This window comes from Olivibacter domesticus, assembly GCF_900109575.1.
Taxonomy (GTDB): Bacteria; Bacteroidota; Bacteroidia; order Sphingobacteriales; family Sphingobacteriaceae; genus Olivibacter; species Olivibacter domesticus.
Window position 1 is genome coordinate 1,252,916 of record NZ_FOAF01000001.1, and the last position, 23,381, is coordinate 1,276,296.

A 23,381-nucleotide genomic window follows, 5' to 3' on the forward strand; every position below is an offset into this window, starting at 1 on the left:
AACTAGATTAGAAACATTAAATATAAAATCGATAATTTTATATCTCATAGATTACTTTGATACTTTCGATTTATATGACGCATTTTTTCCAACCGTTTTATACTTTGCTGCGACAATTCTGAAAGTCGGCTCTCCTTCTCAATATCCCGCTTATGTCCTTCGCTAAAATCTCGATAAGTTGAGATGAAGGGAAAAATTAACATCTTATTTCCAGTCAATAAACTTAGTTTCTGAAAAAATTCATCGCCATCTTCAAAAGGTTCGTCCAAAATCAGTTTGAATAAACTTCTGTATATTATAAAAAATTGGCTGTCCTGAAATGAATCGATCCAGCACCTTTCTTCATCGACAATTACTGCGTGCCCAAATTTACTAACTCCACCTAGAAGGAGTTTGGTACCTTGCGAGGCTGCTGCCACAATATTATTAAACAATTTATTTTTTGAATACGAATCTGTAAAACGATGATGTTCGCCACATATAGCAATAAAATCGTCATTTCTAGCTTCAGCCTTTTCTAAAATTCTCATAAAAGCACGCCAAGATTCTTTCTGAAAATCTAAGTCACCGTTATACTCATCATCAGCTTGTAGATCAAACTCGTTCCTATTTTCAAATTCTTGCCTTAATAAAAATATATGTTCAGGATTTCCTGATTTTTGCAATACGTATATGGGTATTGTGATTCCTGCATACAAATCTTCTTTCATTCTTACATGTTTTTGTAAAAGGAACTTACATCGCCAAGCTGCTTGATCTTTTTGTCGGATACATCAAACAACATATTTACCCAACCTTGTTCACCGTTCTTCCTTGTTATATCTGAATAACCAAACTCCTTTTGTACCGAAATAAACGGATGAATCACGAATGCTTGCTCTGTAAATAGAGAAAGTTTAATATCCGCGTTATCATAAATATCAAAATCAATATCAAGTATTTTCTCATAAAATTTTTTAAAAATCACTGTAAATTGCAAGCCATTAAACCTACTTATCCAAAAAATACCCTCATCGACCTGCACAATATCTTCAAACCAACTCACGCCGCCCAATAGTAAGTCCGCGTCGATATTTTTCGCCTTCTCAACAGCAGACAAAAAGCAAGCCTCATTGTACATGTCTGTGAACTTGTGATCGTCTTCGCAAATGATAATCATCTCCAGTTCTTGATTTAACGCTTGCAACACAATTCCTTTCACCGTGATCCATAGTCCCAGTGCGCCTATAGAATGTTTTACCGCCTCGATGACGGTAAGGTTAAAAATATTTTTATCTTGAAACTCTTTAAGTATATGATCTTTCCGATCATCACGACTTTTTAAATTAATAATAAATGTGTCGAACATATCATTACTTTCTATTAATCTTAACGTATGATTTTCTAATAGGCTCAAAGACCTTTTTCGCCAAGGCTATTCTTCGCATTGAAAAGTAATGAACCATCAGTTAGATTCTCAAGTGGATTCTTTTTATTCCACTGCCACATATTATTCCACAAATGAACTGAATACGTTTCAGGACCTATGTTAAAATCGTTTCTCGACGATACCTGATCAAAAGTATTCCAAGGATTAGGGCAAAATGTTTCAGGAGCTACTATAAACTCTTCTAAATAATTATCGACTATTTCTTCTTTTAAATAACCAGCACCTATTTCAGTCCACTTAATATCAGATATCGCCTGACTTTTCAATTTTTCGTCTATACGTGCCAAAATATTACCGCCAATCTTACTTTTTTTTGGCATTTTCATAACGGCATTACAAATTCTGATTTCAAGGCTTTCTTTCAAATAAAAGCTTTCTGTTGCAAAAACGTAACTATCCTCAGAATCGAATTTCTTTATTAATAAGACGTCAGAGTCGACCCACCACCCGCCTACATCATAAAGCAATTTGATCCTAAACCAGTCACTAAAAGTGGCATAAGAATTTGCGTTATCCTTGAAAACAAATGAATAATCTAGAATTTCGTTCGCGTCTTTCACAACCACATCCTCTGGCAAATTTTCTATGTTATTGTAGGTATACATTTGAAACTCTACACCAGCAGCGAGAAAGGACTTGATACAGAGCACCTGCATATCATCAATCACTGGGCTAATCCATAAACTCTTAACAATATTATTTTCGTTCATCATATAAAATTTGTTATTTATTTAAAATCATCGGTTGTTTCAGGAAACATGTCTCTTGTTGCCGATAAATACTAACTTCTAGAAAGAAATCTCATTATAACATGTATTTTACATCAGCAATTTGATATGGTTGCTCTAACTTGTAGCCGTTTATTAAAATTGTTGGAGTATATAGGACGTCCGCCGCCTTACACCAAGCTTTATGTAAATCCGACACTTTATCCAGGTTCGGTTCTAAAACCACGGGGTATTTCTCGCGTAGAGAACCATAGTCTTTGAGCTTATTGCTATACCAATCATTTAAGGCTTCTCTTAAAACATCTTTATTACTGAGCCTATTCAAAGCCAGAAAATGTTTCGCCACCTCTGTTCCAGTGTTATTTGCTTCTTCTTTAGTAGCGAATATCACCCTTAACTGAATATCATTTCTTTCGGAAATCCAATCTTCCAGTTGTCGATGAGCACTTGCACAAGGACCGCAAAATGGGTTGCTGACCATAGTTATAATGGTATCCGCCACTGGATTACCTAATGTAACTGCTTCTAGATCGTTAGTTACAAGCTTGTTTTGGCTTTTTAAAAATGCGTTAAAAATAGCATAATTGTTCTTAAAGAGTTTTAACTGCTTATCTAACACTGTCTTCTTAATTGAAGATTGAAAAAATGGCTTAAGGAAATACCAAAATGCCAGTGGAAATAAAAAACTCAACACTATTTTCAAGTATGTCAAAAAACCGAAATTGATTGTGATAGCTTGATAAGGAAAATTAAAAAACAGAAACTCCGACCACAAAATCACAAGAACCGAGCAACATAAAAAGCACCACTGCTTTAAATTGATCTGATATATTAGTGAGTAAAACGTAAATGGCAAACAGGCTATATTAAGCACTCTCAGAAAATTCAATGACTCTGGAGCAATCACCATGCAAAAAAAAGAGCCCGAAAAATAGAACCATCCAACTTCAGCCCAGCTTAACCAGCTGAAAACTTTTGACGAAGGAGAACTTAAAATACTATTGCAGCTGCTTTCCTTATTAATAGAGCATATTTGTCTAACTAATTTGTTATTCTTGTTGACGCTGTAAATCAGCAGTAATGAAGTTACGACAATCCCCAATGCTTTACTTATTAGAACACCGAGGAAAGATAAATGGAGAATATTTGGAATAATAGATATGCAAACCAGTAAAAACAAAACGCTTATCAACACTGGAAAACTTAATTTTTTTATCAAAGCTTCAATCGTCGAATTCAGATATTCTCGCTCTCCGCTTGTTTTATCTTTTTCCGCATAAACAATGACTCCAGACCACAAGTTTAAAAAATGATCCAACGGCATTGTACACTTTCTATTTTTCTCGTCATAATACGACAACTTATCATTCTCAACGCTTTGCACCAATATAATTCTAGCCTCATCTCCTTCTAAATGTGCCAAAAAAGGGTAATACAACTCTTCAAAATTGACATCAGTCTTTTGTAACTTATAGATCTCGTGAGGAATTTTCCATTTCGTTAAACAATCGCTGATAGTCAAAAGACTGGGATGCTTTGGATGATTAGTTAACTCTTTCTCAATTGTGGTGGTACTGACTGGTATCTTAAGCCGTTTAATAAGGCTAACCAGCACGCCAATTAAATTATCATCCGAAACATTAAAAGAAGTGTTCATAATCGACTATGAGATTTAAGTTATTATTTATTAGGCGCAATAGTTTGTTATCTCTATATTAATTTCGTCAAGATTTCAGGCAGCTAATGCATAACCTATAAACATAATAGCGTTTTCCGACAGCAAAAATGAATGGAATACTACCAAGAATGCAGGCATTGGTAGTTGTTCATTATATTTTCGAGAAGTCAAAACATAAAGCTATCGCTCAAAACAGGACAATAAACTAATCGGACTTAGACTTACGTCCAAAACAAATATTGTTATCTATGTATGTTATCAAAATTTGAAACGGCTGGATATTAAAAACTGCCTTGGCCGCAAATTAAAGTAGCTTTCGACTACCGCATAGTCAGCATTGAATCGCTGAATATATTCGTTATTGTTGAGTATATTTATTCCGCTGATTTCTATATCCATTTTCGCTTTCTCTAAAACCCATCTGTACATTAGGTCTATGAAAATCTGATTTTTCTGACCTGATGCATTGGTAATATAATAGGAGTTATTCCAGGTTATGCTATGATTTTTTACAGGATAAAGAGTAAAATTCATATCCTGCCTAATAGTTGTTACGCGATACCGACTACCATCGGCTAGTCTATTTGAAAAAGTACCCCAATTACCCTTATAGTGTAAAGACAAAAGCTCGTAGCTGTTATTGTTAAGATCTATGCCCAATCCATAATTCGCATTTTTCTGCTGACCAAACTGTTCATTCAACAGATAATCTGACTCACCAAAGGCCAAAGTTCCATTAATTTTCATTATCGTGTTTATATCTGAAAATAATTTGCTTGCATTTCCAGACAAACCGTGCGACCAATTTCGACTATTCCGATTTAGAAGGCTTAACGTCCTCAGTCCATTACTATCTATCGTGTTCTGAAAAATAAAGTTGTTCTTATTTTGATTATAATGATAGGTCAGATTCGCAAATATACCTTTCATTACATCAGCATATTTGTAGTATATAGAGTTATTCCAACTGTTCGTTCTGCGCAAATGAAAAAGATAACGCTGGATATCTCTATAAGTGGTGACTATATAGGCGTTGTAAAGCGAGGTCAGATCACCAAACTGAGTCTTATAAGAACTGCTGTACGTAAACTCAGTTTTCTCACCTACACTTAACCGCGCAGTCCCCCTTGGATTGAACGTACCACGAGTTTCACCGTCTAAGACAGCACTTTCTAGTTGTCGCCCGTTGAATATATGCAGCACATAAGGTGTTTGTAGTGTCAATTTCCAGCGTTTCCGCTCGAATTGCATAAAGGGGTCTAATGAAATTTGAAAATGATCAGTGCTTTGGTCGTTAACAAAGTCATCTCTGCGCTCACTTTGTTTCCCATCTAGCTGTATATGGCTTCCCAGGTGATCGCGCTGGTAATCAACGCCGATGCGCGGTGTGATTAAAAAGGCGCCTATTTTCCGCGAAAAACTAAGCGAATTTTCGGTATTAAATTGCTTAAGTGAAACATCCTGCCGTAAAGCATCGTAGGGTTCGTCATTGTTCAGGATATTAGCAAATTGTCCAGGCCGGACAATCAGCCGTTGCGGCGTTTCTCCATATGTTACTGAAGAGTTAAAGGAAACTAATTGCTTAGCAATGAATTTAGATATAGACAGCTTATTGGCAATTCCAAAATCCCGGAATACCTTATTCTGCTGTATTTGATCTGCGTCATTAAAAAGCAATCTACCATCATCATCCTCCCATCGTCGCTGAAACTGAAGATCATTTTTTAGAAAAATTGTTTTTTCATTCTTTTCCAACACCATCCCCAAACGTAGATTATTAATGTCGTATCGATTATTGATGCTCTCGGAAATTGATACTTCCTGACCAGGTGTAAAGATCTGCGTAAAAGTATATCCTTCCCTTTTTTGCATATCATCATAGTATGAAATATTCGCCTTAATCTGAAGATCATCTTTCAGTTTCACTAAAATATTAGAACTACCAAGGAAAATACGGTTGTCCATCCATTTTCTTTCTTCGAATTCTGGGACAGCAATATTCTGCAATTTCATAAAAGATTCTCCAGGAGTAATGACTGCTCCTAATGAGTTAATAACATTTCCTCCATCAAGGTAATAACTGTGCAACTGCTTTGACACATCGTTACCGGTATTATTAGATTGAACGGATTGAACACTTTGAAATGTTTTATTAAAAGTCATAGGTGTTAAATTAACATCCCACAACGCGGGTTTATATCCAATTCCAACTTTACCGCTTCCGGTAGTTGTAAACTTTTTTAGCTCTATATTTAAAGATGCACGATCGGAAAAAACCAGTGAGTCCAGAATCTTTATCGGTTGATCATTCTCAACAATTTGTATTTTTTTCACCGCATCCGCCGGAAGGCTATTGTTGATCATACCATACCGTCCTTCCATCAAATCAAGATTGTTGACCATATATTTTTGTATCGGCCTTCCTTGATACAAAATGCGATCTCCCTCCATCTCTATTCCCGGAAGCTTTTGGATGACGTCTGCAATAACTCTATCCTGCTTGGACACGAAGGATTCGATCTGAAAATTTAACGTATCCTGTTTTTTATAAATTGGCGGAGGTCCTATCTCTACCTCTTTTAACACCTGCGATTTCGACGACAAACGGAATTTGTATTCTGATGTTTTGTTGCTTAACATGGTATCTATTCTGCCGTAACCGAGGTGCGATAGTGTTAATAAAATGCTATCAGTTTTGGCCTGTATCTGCAGTCGAAAACGACCATCTGTTCCGCTTCTGACATATCCCATGATTGCTGCGGCGTTTTTCGCTTTATAAGTGATGCTCACATCTGGAATTTCATTACCCAAAGAATCGGTTATCTGGGCCGAAATGATAGTTTGAGCAAACAGTGGGGTAAACGGTAGAAAAACGCAAACGCAGAGAAGAAAAGAACAACGTGATACCCTGATCATTTGACGACCGCCTCATAAAGTTCAATCCAGTTGTTATCTTTATCTGCCCTTTCTTTATCTTTCTTATAAGAAAGACCTCTTGATCTCTCATCCTTAAACGAAATGAACCCCGACGCTTCCTCTATTTTCGTTCTGTTCAACACGTAATTTCTTTTTGATTTAAAACACTCCTTCTTACTGATAAATCTCGGTGGATCGACCTTGTTAAACGCTATAGAGACGGATCTTTTTATCTCTTTCAAAGCAGTTAACTCAAATATCCAGTGATTTCTTGAATCGGCTATTTTTACAATTAGTCCCGGAAGTCCGCAGAACTTATATGGTCCTTCATCGAGCGGAATATCCTGAGCAAACCACGCTATCCATTCCCTGCCTCCGTACACCATTTTAGCCTTTTGGCATAACAAACCAGCTATTGACGCAGTGTCATCGCTTATATGCCAATCAAATTTTCGCGGTTCACTGTAAAACGCTTTTTCTTTCGGATTAACTTTAAATTCATCCTGAGTAATAATCGTGTCACCTATTTTGTAAATGTAATAGCGGATTTGTGTAAGATTAGAGGCTAAAAGTCCTAGATTATTGTTTCCCTTACTACCTTCATTTATTATCGAATCTGTTAGCGCCTTTTTCTTAGCCCTAAAGACTGACTCGCCGGAATTAACTAAGAGTTCCATCTCCTCTTCTTTGATTTGATTGTTGGTGCTGTCCGGCAAATAAGACATATGATAATCCGCTTGGATGGAATAATTAACCGATCGACCAGCTTGATTTAAACGATCAACAAAAATGGTCAAAAAAGCACAAATGTATAGAATTTTAGGCATGCATAAAGTTTATAAGTTAGAGGCTGATGAATTACCAGCCTCAAATTAGTAATTCGAACTAAGAACACAAATTGAAACACGCTATACCGCACTGTTCTCCTGTTACTTCTGAACAGTCTAGCGTATACTCTCGTCCATCTTCACATTTACACGGAACGGCGCTGCCACTACCCGAACCACCTAAAACTTGTTTCAATTGTTCACGAGATAAAACTTCTCCCTTGTTTTGAAAATTAAAATTTAGCTTTCTCATATTGTTAGTTTAAAAATAAATAGATTAGTTTAAAAAATCATCGATGTTCTCTCGTCTCCCTGGGAAACAAACAGAACGGTTTTCAGTTGGTATTTCTAAGTATGTTCAGAAAAATTTAAATTATCAATCAGTTTATTTAATATTTATCAAAATAAGATGAATTTGTTACGAAATTTAGATTATTGTAAATCTTAGCATCGAGTTAATTTTCCAACAAGCCATAAAAGGCCAGCTTATTTACTGAAAAGGCTCTAAAGAGCAACCTACTTTCTTTTATACTTTTTCCCAACATCGAAATTTAAAAGTATAAATTTCTAATTTATCTTACCATTTCCTACTGTATTCAATAATTATATTTAAAGATAAACACTAACATTGAATTTTTCAAACCTAAACAATCTATTAACATTTCATTAACACCTCATCAAATCTATAATACAAACTTGTAATTCAGTAAACAGGTATCGCTGGCATTATAGGCGGCAATCGCTCGCTTTTTGTAGTACTCATCAAGTGAATCTACTTCTAACGTATCTAAGCCGTATTCATATAGAAGAAAACCCACGTCGTTCTTGGACCCATGTTTGCTATTAATCACTTGATTTGGATAGGATGATATTGTTTTGGGAAAATGGCTGGTCAACAACGTATCAAACTCATTTTTATAAGCTTGGTATTTTTCATTCATTTTGACATTACTCGAGTAGCTTTTACAGCCGTAACTAATAAGCCCGAGAAATATGTTCAATATAAAAAATGCAGCGAGTATTTTATTAATTAAATTGATTGATAACCATTTCTTTCTTGTCATCATTTGCTTTTCGTCGATAGATATTTCATTAACAAAGCAGTGAAAAACACCATTGCAGCCATTACTCCTATTATCAAGATATAAAGAATTATGCTTTCAAAAAAACATTTTCGCAACAAGGGCAGTTATCATCACAAACCAATGCATAATTAGAAATCTTATCCCAATACTCTTTCTTTTTCATATGCCGTCTTTCAAAAACTCCAAGGCAATTCTTATTCTATCTTCCATATTTTTTCCCATTTTTTTTATCAAGAGAACTTCTGAACATTAAACAGTATTCAGCGAATCTACTCTATCAAATGAACTGGACTTAACTTTATCCCCTTTTTTTCTTTCAGATAAACACGGTATCCTGAAAATCCACACATGACGATTCCTATGAAACAAATCATTATAGGAAGTAACCACTTGAATTTTTCTTTATAACTCCTCCGCTTAAATGGAATAAACGAAAATATCAACGTAAAAAATAACCCGAAGAGAAAAAATGTTAGTAGTGCAGCAAATATCATAGTCACATGGATAACTACCTGACCTACATCGTTAATATTGGAAATAGTAGTGAATTTAAGATCGATTATTTCATGAATGATACATATTAAAACGGCCAATATCCATAAGTGCCTCAATTTCATATTAGGTTGATTTTTCTGTAAAGGTAAATCGATTTATTGATATTACTTATCGATTTTTACGCTTAATCAATTTTGAAAATTTATTTTAATCGTCCGTTATTCTTTTAAATTTCAAAGTTTTTATTGCTTTTAGCAAAGCTTTTTCATTTTCTGGTTTTAGATTGTGCCCAGATAGTTGAAAACGGTCCACATCTGCTCCCTTCTTCCATAAGCTATCGAAATAAACTCCTGTTAAGCCATTGCCTGTTATTTTAGGCTGAACTATTTTCGCTTTTTTCTGATCTATCATCAGATAAGACTCTTTATTCTTTCTCAGCCGCTCAGGTATTTTTATGCTTCCATCTCGTTGAAGAATTTGACTTGCATGCTTCTCAAATATATCTCCATCTTCTTTTAATTCATTTGAATACCATCCTAAATCAAAAGAAAGAGTGTCTCCTTCGTCAATTGCTATTAAACCTACGTAAGAGTCTACCCCCTGCTGTTTTATCTGTTGCCAGCTTTTCGGAACCTGAATAGTGAATTCCCCAAAGTCCAATTGTTTACTTTCTGAACAACCAATAAGCAACATAAAAGAAACAGCCCAGAATGATAAGCTAATTAAGATCTTAATACTCGTCTGCATTTATATATTTTGTTATGTTTAACCAATAGTTTTATCGTACACTAGATTACGCTGCTTCTTTCAGGATTAAGATAGTTAAATTGTTTCTGTTCGAATTTATTTTCTAACGCTTCTATTCCGTGATCTTTTTTAAAGATAGCCTCTTTCTCTGTTACAGGGATCAGCCAGTAGAATCCTACAGATTTGCCTTCGCCCAGTTTAAGATTTTCTACGTTTGGCCCGTCTAAATAAGGCAATGATATCAATCCGTAGGTGCACTTAGAATCCTTTTTCCAGGATCTGCCAAAATTGGCTGTATGACCCAAATCCAGCTTTTGAGCAGTATTATGATAATGGGCAACGATTGTTAAAAGTTCCACTAAACCTTCATCTCGATCTTCGGAGAATAAGTGTAATTCAACTGGATGTAAATCGGACAAAGCTGACATGCCGCATGTTGCATATGTCCACATGTTACGGGTCTCGGTTAGTTCAAATTCCAGTATATGGAAATTTTTATCCAGATCGTGAACAGGGCCTTTGTTCCATCTGTTTTCTGAAAAAGGGTTACCCCAATTGGAAACGTAATGCGCTATTACCTTCTCATAATATTTATTTCTTTTCATCCTTCGTATTTGTTCCGGATCTCATCTTGTGATTACTATTGTTCGATCTTAAAGTTTCTTCAACGATCTGGAAGCTCATTTAATTCACTGAAATCAGCCTTCCATACATCAAGTTCAAACAACTGTCCTTCTTCATCAACGTTTAAGGACGCTATCACATCGACACCATCTTTATCTACAAATTGGTGCTCTGAAACTCGCGCGACGAACTTTCTATTTTCATTATTCTCTTCATCAACAAATAAATACAAGCTGCCCATGCCACCGTCATCCATTGGAGAAACTTTTAAACTTTGTTTCCATTTTTCAGGAAATGTCATTTTAGAGCCAACTATCAATAACTCTAACAACTTTAATTCCCGCTCTGTCGGTTTCCTTCTAATTGGCTCCATGTGCTTTCCTGTAAACGTAATAAATAGTTCGGAATGAAAGTACATTATCTACTCCCCCTTATTGCCAAGTTTGCGTTCAATGTCTTCCAATTTACCCGCAATATAACCCAGTAACCTGTTGGTTTCGACTTGATTCTTCAAAGCTGTATCAACCTTCCAGTACCATAACATAACTGATCGAAGAAGTAAAAGAAGTCCGATCGTGATAGCTAGTACGATCAATACACTTATAATCTCTCTACCACCACCACCTCCTCCCATTTGTGCAAAAGAAATAAATGGTGAAATAACACCAAGAAAAGTTAGTTTAGTTTTCATTTGTTTTAATTTAATGTATTGGTTATCCTAAAATGGATTAGACTGGTTTAGGCTCTGGTAATGATTTAACTGTTGATTTTGTTTTTTTTGACTGACCGCCACTCGAAATCGCCAGTTACCGAAAGGCTTCCCTCCGACCGTATTTTAATCAGTCTTTTATTTGATTCTTTTGGTTTAGTTTAAATGTTTTTTTTGACAGCACTAATGTAATTAAGAGTTTTATTATTTACAAGTAAATATGAGAAATTGTGGGAAGAGAAAAATATGTCGGGAGTCAAGATTTTGCATTATTACTAATAATTTTAGTAATTTAGCTGAAATAAAAATACATGGAAAAGCCATATAAAATCAGGAAAATGTCGTTCATCTGCAAGAATAGACACATAATAGAGCATAACGTACACATTACCAATGCATACCAATATAGAGATATTGCTGACACAGTGTGCAAAGAGAATCAATCTAGGGGCAATTATATATGGGAACAGGATAAACCGACTCCTAAATATACGGTTGAAGACTTTTATATGGTGCATGCAAGTCTATTCAATGAGATATTAGAACCCTTTTGCATGGAAGTGGAACCGCCAAAACGGTGAGTGTAATGGTGGCTGACACCTGGGCGTGATCTTTCATTGAGGCCTTACAGCACGATAGCAGACAAGATGAAAACAGAACTTTACTTTGCCTTATCAATCAATGCTCTTAAATGTCGCCAATACTGCTCATTCCAAAACCGCTTTTCACTTCCGGAAGGCACAGCCAATAGGAACACCTGGGAAACGCCAATGCGCCATTCCTGTAAACCATGTTTTAAGGTTGCGTTAACATCCAGATATTCCAAACAACAGGCGGCAGCTTTCTTACAAGTGAAGGCAACGAAGCGGGGTTTCCGATGAAGCATTTTTGTAACAAAATCTGCTGCGTCGTAATTTTTTGCGCTCATTTCAACGTCATCGGCATCTTCGACTTCTTTCAGTGCGGAAAGGCCGATTTGATATTCGTTAATTTCGCAAGATTGTTCGGGATGGAGTTTTATGGGTGTAAACCCTACTGTGTGCAGAATTCTATAGAAATTATTTCCTGGACCATCGTAAAAAGCGCTATTTGAAGAGGATTCTCTGTTAGCTATTCCACAAAATACTACCTCCAGCTTGTGGCTCAATATATCATCGGGCATTTTAAAGAGTTAATTTAAGTTCTTACCAAACTTAGATAAATTTCCTTTTTTTCACAAGTGTTTATTTTTGGTGTTCAAGCTTCCGCCATTTTATGGCGGAGGTATATGCAATATAATAGCGTTACATATAAAAGGAATTTTGTCGGTCTCTCCTCTGCCATTTGCCTTCGGACAAATCCAACAACTGGAACAGCTATCCAACAGAGCAGATCTTTTAAAGAAGGACGTTTTGATGGTAAACAGCAACGACAAGAAGTATGAGAAAAACGCCAAGCATGGCGGTGTCTAAAAAGCCCATTACCGTCATATCGAGTGTAGCGTAGCGAAATCGAGATATCTGTTAATGAATGAGTTGTAAATTAAAGATTTCTCCGCTCCATTTCATTACGGTCGAAATGACGACTTTTTAGACACCTTCATTGATCTAATGAGCGTGGCATCAATTGCCTGGGCCAACTTTTCATCAACCTTACAGGATTGTGCAAAAGTTATCCATTTTGACACTGTATCCAATACTTCATTAATGATCCCTTCGGGGTTTCGGATTGAATTCTGTTTTGCTATGGTCAGAAGATCTTCTTTTACAAAGTCTTTTCTTTTACCATTGATACTAAGGTTATGCTGACTTACCCATTCACTATCCGGCCGATAAGCATGGCATATATCATAGGCAGGGGACAACTTCCACTTACCATCCATATCCATAAGGAAAGCAAAGTTCTTGGTATGATCGTCACAATTACGGGCAAATACATTGAATACCATCCTGCGGTACAGCTGTTCAGCCTCGGCGTAACTCAGTTTCAGCTGGCGCATGGTTTGGAACAGTTGTTCATAGCTGTAACTGGCGATCTGGTTAAAGTCGTAATGTTGTATGGCACAGAAAGTCTGCATGTGTAGTTTTTCATTCCCATTCCGACGGTCGAAACGCTTGGTGATGAAATGTGCCCTTCCTTTTTCTTCAATCAGTCTGCTTTCGGTCATTTCGATCCCCGCCTCTGTGGCCATTTTATAGTAAGCCATTTCCACTCGCCCATAACCATAGGTGGCACCAAACTGCGTATCGTTTACACCGTCAAATTTTATAAGCCAGTGTTCATACCCTGGTTCCTGAAGTGTCTGCCCGGAGCGGATCATGCCTGTTGCCTCGTTATAGGCAATGATAGCTTTCGGTCTTGCTCCGCCTGCCGAAGTACCCATTTTCAGTACATCCAATAGTACATCTTGCATATCATGATCGGTATGCGTTTCAAACTGCTCGCGGTTCTCCAGTAATTTCATTGTAGTCTCTATCAGGCTCGAAAGCTCCAGTGACTTCGGAGCGCCTTTCGCTGTCAATGTGGAAGGTTCAAACTCCAGAGCACCCATTCCTCTATTACCAATAAAACATAACAGTTCCACAGGGTTAAGCGAATTCTCCGGACGTCCGTTACGGGCCAGCCATATATTGATCAGTTCGTTACCATACCTGTCCGGTAACGAATCGGCGAGCAGGCCAGGCATGCCTTTAAAGGTGCTGGTTCCCCTAAGTTCGGGAAATGAATATACACGATTGCCCAATGGCATCTTTATGGGGGCTACGTCAAGCTTACCGGAGGCAAACTTTTTATCGTATTCAAAAAAGCCGAGTTCCTGCCCTTCGTCCCAGGCAACGGCACCAATACGTTTGCCCCATAGTTTTACAAAAGCTGTTTTTACCATTCCTCGTTATCTTCTTCGTTGCGACTGTTATTGCGCGAAGCCCTTTTTCGCTTTCTTTCGTCTTCTTTTGCCAATTGTAGCGGGCTTATTGGCTCTGTCACCTTGAACTGGCTAAATACATAGAGTGCATCCAGTACCCTTAATACTTTCAGCAGATTGGCAAGAGCTGTATTTTCACCACGTTCCATGAGGCTTAGCGTAGAACGGCTTACCGCTGCCTGATCAGCAACTTCATCTTGGGTAAGATTTTTGTCTATTCGCTTAGCCTTTATAAACTCGCCAATCTCCCTAACGATAGCTGCATCACTCAAAGACGAAATGTATGATAAATCATTCATAATACTTTTATTTTAGCTTTAATGCGTAAAATATCATACAAATATACAAAAATAATTTTTCGCTATCAAAATTACGGATTTGAATGATAAATCATTCGCTAATAGCTATAATTCGCCATAATGCATTATTTTTCATTCACAATAGGTTCGATACCTGCCACGCCGACAAAAATCACTGATAATTACTTGCCGTTATAAAAACCTAAAAGATGCATTGCAAAGCACGGAGCAGACATGCCGGCAGCCGAGGAAAAAATGGTTGATGCAACAAAAGAAGTAGGAATTTAGAATATACGATGAAATGATTAAATTTGGAACAGGCATCATCAAACTAAAGGAAATAAGAAACGAGCAAGGGATGCTTTCCTATGTACACATTCTTGCGGATGACATCGAGGAATTGAAGAAAAAGCTTAAAACAGGCTCGATTTTTTTTGACAATTTCGATAGCTTGCAATCCAATGGCGATTCTGTCCGATCGATAGACCTAATTTATATTTTATGTACGATTCATCAATCAGATTTATTTTATTCACATCTTTTAGCCTCCTTTTGGGATTCAAACAGGAAAACAAGAACAGCCAACAACTTCCTAAAGAGGATACAACGGAACTTTTAAACAAAGAAATACTTAATTATTCGAAATCAGCGAGAAAGATTGATTCTTTATTAAATCAGAAATATAAACAGGGAGAATTGAATGGGAATGTTTTGGTTGTGCAAAATGGGGATGAGGTTTACCAAAAGTCATTTGGTTATACCGATGGTTCTAAAAACACAAAATTAAACGAGAACTATCGCTTCAATATTGGTTCAGTTTACAAAGAGTTTCCAGCTGTTTCTATAATGCAGTTAGAAGAGCAAGGAAAACTAAATCTTAAAGATAAATTAAGTAAATATATTAAGGACTTGCCGCCATGGGCAGATAGCATATCTATTAAAAGTTTGTTGCAATACTCAAGCGGATTACCCGAAATGAAATTTGACGAGCATTTTAGTAAGGGGATTACTGTGACAGAAAAAATCGTTATGAGTGATTTGAAAAATGTAAAAAGATTAGAATTTAAGCCAGAAACAGATTATCTCTATACGAATTACAGTCCTTTACTGCTATCGAAAATCGTAGAAAAAATAGCCAATCAGGATTTTCAGGATTATGCTCAAGAAAGCATTTTTAATCCTTATGGTTTAAGTCAAACAAAAATTAATAAACAATATCCCTATAAAGATAAAACTTTAATGGCTATTCCTTTCAACAATGATTTTGTAGAAGACGATTATAAAACAACTGTATCTTCAGTTTTGTACAGTTCTACAACTTTAGATATGTACAAATGGTTTAAAATTCTGGATTCATTCGAGATTTTGACTAAAAAATCAATTGAATTTTTATCGGAAGAAGCTAAAATAGGTAATAACATACAAGCGCCTCTTGGTCTTTGTGATTGGAAAAATGACAAAATTGTAGAACACTCCCATCACGGGTCAAGCGCAAGTTATGAATGCGTAGTGAGAAGATTTAAGCAAAAAGAACTTACGATTGTAATACTGACCAATCAAAAGCATAGAAATGTCTACAATATTTCCGACGAGATTATTGAAATTCTGAATCAGAACATGTAGAAAAGGCGTAGTGTAAATCAAACTGTGTCAAGGTATTATTCCTCGATTGAACTTTAGCAAATATTAACTTTTATAATTCGATTTCCGGTTTGAACGTTAATTTGTAGGCTTCCCTGGAAAAATGAAAACTTACCGCTTAATTTAGCTTAAATGCACAGAATTGATGTAATTATAATAAAATGACCGTAGAAGTTCCTATTTTTACTCTTAAACCATAAAATCTATTAAACAATGGGTATATTACCTTCTGATATCCACTTTAAAAGCAGCACCTGGCACACCACTTGTCTGCGTAACCACCATACCCGGTACCCGTCCTTCTAAGGCGGCTAGCGGATTGCTCACAGGTTGCTTACCGATGTCTTCTACCGATATTTTGGTGACCGAACCCGTGTTTAAACGCCGCGTCGTGGTACTCATTTCTTTATAATTATAAACTTCTGAATCTCTACAACTAAACACTACCCCTTATTTGCAAGGATTTAATAGAATCTGTGGATAATGCCATTGACGTGTACTAAACAAATACAGAACAAGATTTTTATTGTAGTAGGACCTAAAATAGCCAGCCACAATCTGAACAAAAAGTTTTGGAACTAGGAAAAACTGAGGTATTGAAGGAAATGGCGGTACACGATTTCATAAACCGTATAATAGCAAATCCAAATAATGTTAAAATATCGAAAGTTTTTGGATTGATGTCATCACCATTATCGCACAGTAGGTGTTCGATAATGAACAATTATAAAGAAAAAAATAACATAATTAACTGAAAATGTTTTTATTAAAAAAATGGCACAGCAATCGCGCATAATTTACATCCTTTCATAAAAATCAAAAGCGATGATTGCCAATTACGTTAAAATGCTATCCGTAACCTTTGGAAACACCGAATATACTCTTTAATCAGTATTCTAGGACTCGGTATCGGTATGGCTGCCTGTGTCCTCATTTATAAATATGTCAGCTTTGAGACAAGTTATGATAGTTTTCATCATAAGGGAAACCGAATTTATCGGCTGGTTACAGATATCAAAACCCCAACTGAAGATGTTCATTTTTTTAGTTCGGCTTTTCCCTACGCGCCGAATATGGTCAACGATTTACCCGAAGTTGCCTCAGCTGTCCGATTTTTTAAAGGAGATTATCCGGTGCGCAAAGGTTCTGTCAAGTTTATGGAATCGGTACTTTTTGCGGATTCCAGTCTGTTCGAGGTATTTGATTTCAGCATGATAGAGGGTAATGCGGCGACAGCCCTGGCGAATCCTTATAGTATTGTACTGACTCGATCTGGTGCAAAAAAGTATTTTGGTGAGGATAATCCCATCGGTAAAACAATCTTATTTGGAGGGGATGCATCGCCTTCAACCGTTACTGGTGTTATAGAAGATATCCCCGAAAATTCGCAATTACAAACAGACCTATTTGTTTCCATGACTACCTTTTTCAAATACAAGCCAATGGCTGAGCAAGCATGGGGAGACTTTCCTGCATCGACCTACCTCTTACTGAAGTCAGGTAGTTCAATAGATGCTCTTCAGGAAAAAATACCTGCCTTTTTAGAGAAGCACGCCGGGGAAGAGATGAAAAAATTACAACTGAAATGTAGCCTTGTACTGGAACCCTTGCAATCGGTTTACCTTCACTCAACCAGAGGGGGCTATATAGCGATGGGTGCCGGAGCTAATGTATACACATTTTCGCTCGTAGCCGCCTTTATACTTATTATTGCTTGTATTAACTTCATCAACATGGCTACCGCTCGGTCTGCTGAACGGGCAAAAGAAGTTGGTGTAAAAAAAGTGACCGGAGCACAACGAGGGCAGCTAGTCTGGCAGTTTATAACCGAATCACTATTTATGGCATTATTGGCCTTTGTTCTGAGCTTATGCCTCACATATTTGGCACTCCCCTATTTTAACCAACTAGCGGGTAAAACCATAAGTTTATCGCTCTTTGAAAACGTACAGCAAGTGTATTTATTAACAGGAGTTTCTATCCTGATAGGATTGCTCGCCGGTATCTATCCATCGCTTGTGCTTTCTTCATTCAAACCTGCTGAAGTACTAAAGGGCAATTTTTCAACTGGAAGCAAAGGGAACTCCCTTCGTAAAGCGCTGGTTGTCTTTCAATTTACCATCAGTATTTTTTTGATTGCTGCAACCATTGTTGTTTATAACCAGCTTAATTATATGCGATCTTATGATATAGGATTCAACAAAGATCAGACCATCGTGATCGATACGCATGGCGATCCCGCCAAAAAGGCTTACCGTCAATCATTATCAGTAATCCCCGGTATCGGATCAACTACGATGTCATCCGGAGTGCCCGGAGGAGGTGTAGGAAACGCCTATTCCGAAATTGAAAATAAGAACGGCGTTATGCAGATTACAGGGCTCGATATTTATGGGGTTGATTTTGATTTTATACCACAATATGGGTTAAAGATGATTGCGGGACGTCCATTTTCAAGCGACTATGGTTCTGATTCTACCCAAGCTATGGTTGTAAACGAAGCGGCTGTTAAGCTTTTAGGTTTCCAATCTCCGCAAGACGTCATTGGAAAACGTTTTGATCAATGGGGCAGGCAGGGAAAAATCATAGGTGTGGTTCAGGATTTCAACTACCAAACGCTAGAACAGAATATCAAGCCCTTAAGTTTCCGGCTGGATACAAGGGGTACCAACTTGATATCTGTCAAAACAACTGTCGGCGACATTCCACGAATTATTGAAAACATGAGAGAGAAATGGAATCAGCTCTTACCACAGATTCCGTTCAGTTATTATTTTCTGGACGAACAGTTCGATCAACAATACCGAGCATTTGAACAGTTTGGCCAATTGTTCGTTAGTTTTGCTGCGCTGGCCATTTTTATATCCTGTCTGGGTTTGCTCGGACTCATTTCCTATAGCACCCTGCAACGGACTAAAGAAATCGGTATCAGAAAAGTATTGGGAGCGTCCGTTAGTAACATTGTGAAACTCATATCCAGGGACTATCTCAAATTGGTAGTTCTCTCTTTTCTCATCGCAACACCTATTGCCTGGTTTGCGGCAGATCGGTGGCTTCAGAATTTTGCTTACAGGGGATCCATTAGCTGGTATGTCTTCTTCATCGCCGGGCTGTTGGCGCTGCTTATTGCTGCGTTTACCATTAGCTGGCAAACAATGAAAGCAGCATGGGCTAATCCTGTAAAAAGTTTACGGACGGATTAATAACGTATGGTGAGCCAGCAGATCTGCATTGCCGTGAACGGATATTTCAAAAGATAATATTATCGATTACCAGGGTATTTGATGAATGTATAAAGCCAATAGATAAATCGATTTTCATGATAAAAAGATATCTCAAGCCAACTTGGCGCTTCCTGATAAAAGACCGTGCTTTCTCACTGCTGAACATTGCGGGTCTGGCAATAGGCATTTGTGCCAGCCTTTTCATTCTGCTTTGGGTGCAGGACGAGCGGAGTGTCGATTCCTTTCACCAGCAAGGTGAACGCATTTTCCAAATATACAACCGCAATTTCTCCGGAGAGTCGACAGAAATAAGTTTTGCCACACAGGGCCTGTTGGCGGACGAGCTCAAAAACAAAGTGCCTGAAATAGCACTTGCCAGTGGTTTAGATTATATAGCGAGTAGTGGGAGTAATTTGGAGACCAATGACAAGAACGGCAAGATGGTCGGTGCTTTTGTCGGCAAGGATTTTCTTTCTATGTTTACTTACCCCTTGCTTTTAGGAGACAAAACCACAGCACTAACTGCGCCAGATGGAGTGGCTATATCTCACAAAATGGCTAACTTCTTTTTTGGAAACCAGGAGAAAGCAATCGGACAAACCATTAAGCTGGAATCGGCAGACGAATTACGGATCACTGCTATTTTTGAGGACTTACCGTCGAACTCATCCATACAATTCGATTTTCTATGTAGTTGGCAGTCGTTTATCGCTAAATACCCTTGGGCCTCTAGGTGGAGTAACGCTTCACCTTCGACGTTTATATTGCTTCATCCTGGGGCAGATCCAAAACAGGTAGAACAGAAAATCAAAGATTTTCTTTATCAGTTTGTTACCCGTCAAGATGGATTTAGACAGGAATTGGCTATGCAAGCCTATCCTAGCCGGTATCTGAACAGCACCTTTAAAGACGGATTTCCAGCTGGAGGACGCATAGAATATGTACGTTTGTTCACTATATTGGCTATTTTTATCTTGGTCATCGCCTGTATAAATTTTATGAACTTGGCAACAGCAGGTGCCACGAAACGCGCTAAGGAAGTAGGATTACTAAAAACCATTGGTGCCAGTCGTAGATCGCTCGCTTTACGATATTTGCTGGAAGCGCTGACACTAACAGCCGTCTCGATCGTATTTGCTATCGTGCTACTGTTCGCCTTTCTTCCGTTATTTCAAGAACTCACCAATAAGCCCCTTTCCATACCTTTTAATACCGCTGATTTCTGGATTAGCTTAGCTGTTGTGTGGATTGTTGTTGGATTGGTATCAGGCAGTTACCCTGCATTATATCTTTCTTCTTTCAATCCGCTGGGTGCGTTTAAGGAAAAAACCTCTAATGGCCGTGCATGGCTAAGGAGGAGTTTGGTGGTGTTCCAATTCAGTCTTTCTGTCTTGCTCATTGTGGGCATGTTAATATTTAAACTGCAGATAACTTTTATTCAGCAGGCCAATATTGGATATGATCGAGAGAATCTGCTATACATTCCGATTGAAGGCAATTTGGCAGAACAATACAATGTTTTCAAGACGCGCGCAGCCGCTTTATCCGGTGTGCAATCAATATCAAAAATGCGCAATACACCTACATATATCGAACACCATACGCGCGGTATCTCATGGCCGAACAAAACAGAGAACACAACCTTATCCGTTACTGATGAAGTGGTTGGGTATGATTTCGTAAAAACAATGCGTCTAAGCCTAAAAGAAGGACGGGATTTTTCTCCTACATTCGGAACAGACACGAGTGCTTTTCTTATCAATGAAACCGCTGCGAAGGCCATGGGCCTCCAGCACCCACTTGGACAGCAATTGAACTGGGATGGCAGGCACGGCTCCATCATCGGCGTAATAGAGGATTTCCACTTCAATTCAATGCACCACGCCATTGAACCATTGATTATACGGTTAGACGAAAGCTGGAGCTGGGGGACTATCCTTGTTCGCACGCGACCGGAACAGCTGGCTTCGACATTGGAAAACTTGAAGCAACTTTGTGAAACGATGAATCCAAACATCCCATTTATCTATCAATTTTCAGATCGAGAATTTTCAAAACTGTACCAAAGTGAACAAATGGTAAGTTCGCTCGCCACGTATTTTGCTTTGTTGGCCTTATTTATATCATGCTTGGGCTTATTTGGTCTTGCTGCATTTATGGCCGGCCAGCGGATAAAGGAAATAGGTGTACGTAAAGTATTAGGTGCGTCAGTAGGTAATGTAGTGTACTTGCTTTCGGCAGATTTTGTCAAACTGGTACTCATCGCGATTATCATTGCCAGCCCTATCGCTTGGTGGACTATGAATCAATGGCTGGAAGATTTTTCTTATCGTATTGACATCCAATGGTGGATATTTGCGGTGGCAGGATCGGTCGTCGTTATGATTGCGTTATTAACGGTTAGTTGGCAGGCAACTCGGGCTGCTCTTGCAAATCCGGTTGATAGCCTGCGAGATGAATAACTGGATAACTACCAACCAACATTACACTTATATAGCATTGGGTACCGTAATTATTTTCTTACTGTTATTATAATCTTATCATCTGTCATATTCGAAGATTTATCAATTGCCGTAAAAGTCAGTTCAAAATCTCCCTCCACAGGTGGCAACCCTGATAATTTCATTTGCTCACTATCAAAATTCAGCCAGTCAAATTGATTTTTGTTAACGCGGTAAGTCAGTTGTTTATCATCTATGTCTTTAAAATAATCTTTAGGAACGGCTATTTCAAATTTCTCTCCAACCTGAACTGTTGTGTTAGAAAGTGAATGATAAACAAATGGTTTAAACAGTTTTGAAGTATTAACCCAAAATATATCTGATTCGGTTAATCCTTGTTCTCCTATTTGTAGTCGGGTAAAAAATAAAAATTTATTATCAATACTTACAAATGGTCTTCTGTCCCAATCTTTTGAATTTATTGTTGAATCAATTATTTGAGGTACAATCCAGTTATTATTAATATCACGATAACTAATATATAAATCCGCGCATGTTTCGTCGTCTGTATATCTACAAAAAATGATGTATTCTTCCTTTGAGGAAATGAATACACTTTCCTCATCATTCAATGAAATAAATTCAGAAATAACATCTGCGCTTTGATGCGCATTATCCATTAGTTTTGAATAGAACAAATCAGCATTGTGGCAATTTTCTTTTCCGTCACAATTTCTATTAGAAGAAAAATAGATAGTACCATCATATGTCATACAAGCATTAGCTTCCCGGCTTGTCGAACTTAATGGCGCTTTTAGCATTTTTGGAGAAATCCAATCATCATTAATCTTTTCAATCATCCAAATATCGGTGTATACGTTGTATGTATCAGCTTTACTTTGGGTATAAAGTAAGGATTTACCATTAGGTGAAAAATAGGGCAAATATGCACATTCATTTTTTAACGATTCGAAAACTGCCGGTTCAGTCCATTGCTCATTAACCTTTCTAGAATAAAATATTTCTCCACTAAAGTCGTCCTTGTTCAGTATTCCAAATGCTACCTCCCGTGTGTCGGGTGTAAATGAAATACCATGCTCTAATCTGCCTTTCATCGAAACTATATTCGGTGCAAAAACCAGGGGAATAGAATCAGGATAAGGTTGCCCGAAATAATCAGTCGATTCGGTTGACGGTTTACAACTGATCAGTAAGAGAAGAAGAAGAATTGGTAGGATTACTTTAGTCATTATGTTTCAATCTTGCAGTAGATATCCAACGGATTAGTGAGCTTTCTTTTGACCTTGAGAAGAAAAAGTATAGGCTTACCAAATTTAGGACAGCGTAAAATTCAGAAAAAAATTATTAATTAACCCGATTCAGCGAAGAATTAAAATTCTTCGCTGAATCGGGGTTTACATTCCCTCGGTGATTTTGTCTATGCCCAGTTCCCGGGATATATCCCCGACACTGCAGCCTCCTTCGTTTTCCTTTAGTGCCTTGACGATCTGGCTCTCGCTGAATGTGTGTTTTTTCATGATAACAGTTAAATTCTAAAATAACATTTTTTGGATAAATAACTGTACTATTTCAGGGGAAGGTTACAAGCGATTCAACAATGGCTTCAGATCTTAAC

The 23,381-nt window shown here is 37.5% G+C and carries 21 protein-coding genes; 4 read left to right on the top strand and 17 right to left on the bottom strand.

Going from position 1 to position 23,381, the window contains the following annotated elements; all coding sequences use genetic code 11:
• Nucleotides 1–44: 44 nt before the first annotated feature.
• The 11 genes from BMY50_RS05325 to BMY50_RS05380 form a co-directional block, all read right to left on the bottom strand.
• Entirely contained in the window at nucleotides 45–710 is a 666-nt protein-coding gene (locus BMY50_RS05325) for a hypothetical protein (protein WP_093319721.1), read from the bottom strand.
• A gap of 2 nt (nucleotides 711–712) precedes the next feature.
• The gene (locus tag BMY50_RS05330) at nucleotides 713–1,348 is read right to left on the bottom strand and encodes a glycosyltransferase family 25 protein (protein ID WP_139202207.1); all 636 of its coding nucleotides are present in this window, start codon (nucleotides 1,346–1,348) and stop codon (nucleotides 713–715) included.
• A gap of 44 nt (nucleotides 1,349–1,392) precedes the next feature.
• A complete protein-coding gene (locus BMY50_RS05335; RefSeq protein WP_093319731.1) occupies nucleotides 1,393–2,142 on the bottom strand; it encodes a capsular polysaccharide synthesis protein in 750 nt (249 codons plus the stop codon).
• 91 nt (nucleotides 2,143–2,233) lie between these two features.
• Nucleotides 2,234–3,814 carry a vitamin K epoxide reductase family protein gene (locus tag BMY50_RS05340; RefSeq protein WP_093319736.1) on the bottom strand — a complete coding sequence of 527 codons (1,581 nt, stop codon included), beginning with the start codon at nucleotides 3,812–3,814 and terminating at the stop codon, nucleotides 2,234–2,236.
• 279 nt (nucleotides 3,815–4,093) lie between these two features.
• Nucleotides 4,094–6,751 carry a TonB-dependent receptor gene (locus tag BMY50_RS05345; RefSeq protein ID WP_139202208.1) on the bottom strand — a complete coding sequence of 886 codons (2,658 nt, stop codon included), beginning with the start codon at nucleotides 6,749–6,751 and terminating at the stop codon, nucleotides 4,094–4,096.
• Nucleotides 6,748–7,578 (bottom strand): GLPGLI family protein, encoded by an 831-nt coding sequence (locus BMY50_RS05350; RefSeq protein WP_093319747.1) that lies wholly within the window; start codon nucleotides 7,576–7,578, stop codon nucleotides 6,748–6,750. Before BMY50_RS05350 ends, BMY50_RS05345 begins: the two co-directional genes overlap by 4 nt.
• Before the next feature lie 683 nt (nucleotides 7,579–8,261).
• On the bottom strand, nucleotides 8,262–8,645 hold the full coding sequence (locus BMY50_RS05355) for a hypothetical protein (protein ID WP_202907741.1): 384 nt from the start codon (nucleotides 8,643–8,645) through the stop codon (nucleotides 8,262–8,264).
• A 720-nt stretch (nucleotides 8,646–9,365) separates the two neighbouring features.
• Nucleotides 9,366–9,905 (bottom strand): hypothetical protein, encoded by a 540-nt coding sequence (locus BMY50_RS05365; protein WP_139202210.1) that lies wholly within the window; start codon nucleotides 9,903–9,905, stop codon nucleotides 9,366–9,368.
• Between the two features lie 41 nt (nucleotides 9,906–9,946).
• Complete coding sequence (locus BMY50_RS05370; RefSeq protein WP_093319764.1) at nucleotides 9,947–10,510, bottom strand: suppressor of fused domain protein; 564 nt, start codon at nucleotides 10,508–10,510, stop codon at nucleotides 9,947–9,949.
• A 59-nt stretch (nucleotides 10,511–10,569) separates the two neighbouring features.
• Nucleotides 10,570–10,902, bottom strand: a complete 333-nt coding sequence (locus BMY50_RS05375; RefSeq protein ID WP_093319768.1) for a DUF6984 family protein — start codon at nucleotides 10,900–10,902, stop codon at nucleotides 10,570–10,572.
• A 48-nt stretch (nucleotides 10,903–10,950) separates the two neighbouring features.
• Nucleotides 10,951–11,220 (bottom strand): hypothetical protein, encoded by a 270-nt coding sequence (locus BMY50_RS05380; RefSeq protein WP_093319771.1) that lies wholly within the window; start codon nucleotides 11,218–11,220, stop codon nucleotides 10,951–10,953.
• 329 nt (nucleotides 11,221–11,549) lie between these two features.
• On the opposite strand from BMY50_RS05380, the gene BMY50_RS05385 reads away from it, so the two are divergent.
• The gene (locus BMY50_RS05385) at nucleotides 11,550–11,819 is read left to right on the top strand and encodes a hypothetical protein (protein ID WP_093319774.1); all 270 of its coding nucleotides are present in this window, start codon (nucleotides 11,550–11,552) and stop codon (nucleotides 11,817–11,819) included.
• A gap of 80 nt (nucleotides 11,820–11,899) precedes the next feature.
• Here the strand turns inward: BMY50_RS05385 and BMY50_RS05390 are convergent, their stop codons facing one another.
• From BMY50_RS05390 to BMY50_RS05405, 3 genes are all read right to left on the bottom strand, one after another.
• Nucleotides 11,900–12,400: a uracil-DNA glycosylase family protein gene (locus BMY50_RS05390; RefSeq protein WP_093319777.1), complete on the bottom strand. Its 501-nt coding sequence runs from the start codon at nucleotides 12,398–12,400 to the stop codon at nucleotides 11,900–11,902.
• Nucleotides 12,401–12,784: 384 nt separating this feature from the next.
• On the bottom strand, nucleotides 12,785–14,101 hold the full coding sequence (locus BMY50_RS05400) for a type II toxin-antitoxin system HipA family toxin (RefSeq protein ID WP_093319785.1): 1,317 nt from the start codon (nucleotides 14,099–14,101) through the stop codon (nucleotides 12,785–12,787).
• The gene (locus BMY50_RS05405; protein ID WP_093319789.1) at nucleotides 14,095–14,439 is read right to left on the bottom strand and encodes a helix-turn-helix domain-containing protein; all 345 of its coding nucleotides are present in this window, start codon (nucleotides 14,437–14,439) and stop codon (nucleotides 14,095–14,097) included. Before BMY50_RS05405 ends, BMY50_RS05400 begins: the two co-directional genes overlap by 7 nt.
• A gap of 501 nt (nucleotides 14,440–14,940) precedes the next feature.
• On the opposite strand from BMY50_RS05405, the gene BMY50_RS05410 reads away from it, so the two are divergent.
• Nucleotides 14,941–16,062 carry a serine hydrolase domain-containing protein gene (locus BMY50_RS05410; protein ID WP_093319794.1) on the top strand — a complete coding sequence of 374 codons (1,122 nt, stop codon included), beginning with the start codon at nucleotides 14,941–14,943 and terminating at the stop codon, nucleotides 16,060–16,062.
• Between the two features lie 240 nt (nucleotides 16,063–16,302).
• Here BMY50_RS05410 and BMY50_RS05415 read toward each other — a convergent pair whose 3' ends face one another.
• Entirely contained in the window at nucleotides 16,303–16,482 is a 180-nt protein-coding gene (locus tag BMY50_RS05415) for a TonB-dependent receptor plug domain-containing protein (RefSeq protein ID WP_093319798.1), read from the bottom strand.
• A gap of 512 nt (nucleotides 16,483–16,994) precedes the next feature.
• Here BMY50_RS05415 and BMY50_RS05420 point away from each other — a divergent pair.
• Together BMY50_RS05420 and BMY50_RS05425 are read left to right on the top strand one after the other, a co-directional pair.
• The gene (locus tag BMY50_RS05420) at nucleotides 16,995–19,283 is read left to right on the top strand and encodes an ABC transporter permease (RefSeq protein WP_202907742.1); all 2,289 of its coding nucleotides are present in this window, start codon (nucleotides 16,995–16,997) and stop codon (nucleotides 19,281–19,283) included.
• Between the two features lie 116 nt (nucleotides 19,284–19,399).
• Nucleotides 19,400–21,766 carry an ABC transporter permease gene (locus BMY50_RS05425; protein ID WP_093319802.1) on the top strand — a complete coding sequence of 789 codons (2,367 nt, stop codon included), beginning with the start codon at nucleotides 19,400–19,402 and terminating at the stop codon, nucleotides 21,764–21,766.
• 50 nt (nucleotides 21,767–21,816) lie between these two features.
• On the opposite strand, the gene BMY50_RS05430 is transcribed toward BMY50_RS05425, so the two are convergent.
• Nucleotides 21,817–22,860 (bottom strand): putative Ig domain-containing protein, encoded by a 1,044-nt coding sequence (locus BMY50_RS05430; protein WP_093319807.1) that lies wholly within the window; start codon nucleotides 22,858–22,860, stop codon nucleotides 21,817–21,819.
• Nucleotides 22,861–23,160: 300 nt separating this feature from the next.
• Nucleotides 23,161–23,283: a transposase gene (locus BMY50_RS28710; RefSeq protein ID WP_377533739.1), complete on the bottom strand. Its 123-nt coding sequence runs from the start codon at nucleotides 23,281–23,283 to the stop codon at nucleotides 23,161–23,163.
• Nucleotides 23,284–23,381 lie beyond the last annotated feature (98 nt).

Bases quoted from the DNA above. Each gene is read 5' to 3' on its own strand.
- BMY50_RS05425 (WP_093319802.1), top strand. From the start codon at position 19,400: ATGATAAAAAGATATCTCAAGCCAACTTGGCGCTTCCTGATAAAAGAC.
- BMY50_RS05405 (WP_093319789.1), bottom strand. From the start codon at position 14,439: ATGAATGATTTATCATACATTTCGTCTTTGAGTGATGCAGCTATCGTT.
- BMY50_RS05390 (WP_093319777.1), bottom strand. From the start codon at position 12,400: ATGCCCGATGATATATTGAGCCACAAGCTGGAGGTAGTATTTTGTGGA.
- BMY50_RS05340 (WP_093319736.1), bottom strand. From the start codon at position 3,814: ATGAACACTTCTTTTAATGTTTCGGATGATAATTTAATTGGCGTGCTG.
- BMY50_RS05400 (WP_093319785.1), bottom strand. From the start codon at position 14,101: ATGGTAAAAACAGCTTTTGTAAAACTATGGGGCAAACGTATTGGTGCC.
- BMY50_RS05325 (WP_093319721.1), bottom strand. From the start codon at position 710: ATGAAAGAAGATTTGTATGCAGGAATCACAATACCCATATACGTATTG.
- BMY50_RS05410 (WP_093319794.1), top strand. From the start codon at position 14,941: ATGTACGATTCATCAATCAGATTTATTTTATTCACATCTTTTAGCCTC.
- BMY50_RS05430 (WP_093319807.1), bottom strand. From the start codon at position 22,860: ATGAAAGGCAGATTAGAGCATGGTATTTCATTTACACCCGACACACGG.
- BMY50_RS05355 (WP_202907741.1), bottom strand. From the start codon at position 8,645: ATGATGACAAGAAAGAAATGGTTATCAATCAATTTAATTAATAAAATA.
- BMY50_RS05370 (WP_093319764.1), bottom strand. From the start codon at position 10,510: ATGAAAAGAAATAAATATTATGAGAAGGTAATAGCGCATTACGTTTCC.
- BMY50_RS05380 (WP_093319771.1), bottom strand. From the start codon at position 11,220: ATGAAAACTAAACTAACTTTTCTTGGTGTTATTTCACCATTTATTTCT.
- BMY50_RS05375 (WP_093319768.1), bottom strand. From the start codon at position 10,902: ATGGAGCCAATTAGAAGGAAACCGACAGAGCGGGAATTAAAGTTGTTA.
- BMY50_RS05330 (WP_139202207.1), bottom strand. From the start codon at position 1,348: ATGTTCGACACATTTATTATTAATTTAAAAAGTCGTGATGATCGGAAA.
- BMY50_RS05350 (WP_093319747.1), bottom strand. From the start codon at position 7,578: ATGCCTAAAATTCTATACATTTGTGCTTTTTTGACCATTTTTGTTGAT.
- BMY50_RS05420 (WP_202907742.1), top strand. From the start codon at position 16,995: ATGGCTGCCTGTGTCCTCATTTATAAATATGTCAGCTTTGAGACAAGT.
- BMY50_RS05385 (WP_093319774.1), top strand. From the start codon at position 11,550: ATGGAAAAGCCATATAAAATCAGGAAAATGTCGTTCATCTGCAAGAAT.
- BMY50_RS05345 (WP_139202208.1), bottom strand. From the start codon at position 6,751: ATGATCAGGGTATCACGTTGTTCTTTTCTTCTCTGCGTTTGCGTTTTT.
- BMY50_RS28710 (WP_377533739.1), bottom strand. From the start codon at position 23,283: ATGAAAAAACACACATTCAGCGAGAGCCAGATCGTCAAGGCACTAAAG.
- BMY50_RS05415 (WP_093319798.1), bottom strand. From the start codon at position 16,482: ATGAGTACCACGACGCGGCGTTTAAACACGGGTTCGGTCACCAAAATA.
- BMY50_RS05365 (WP_139202210.1), bottom strand. From the start codon at position 9,905: ATGCAGACGAGTATTAAGATCTTAATTAGCTTATCATTCTGGGCTGTT.
- BMY50_RS05335 (WP_093319731.1), bottom strand. From the start codon at position 2,142: ATGATGAACGAAAATAATATTGTTAAGAGTTTATGGATTAGCCCAGTG.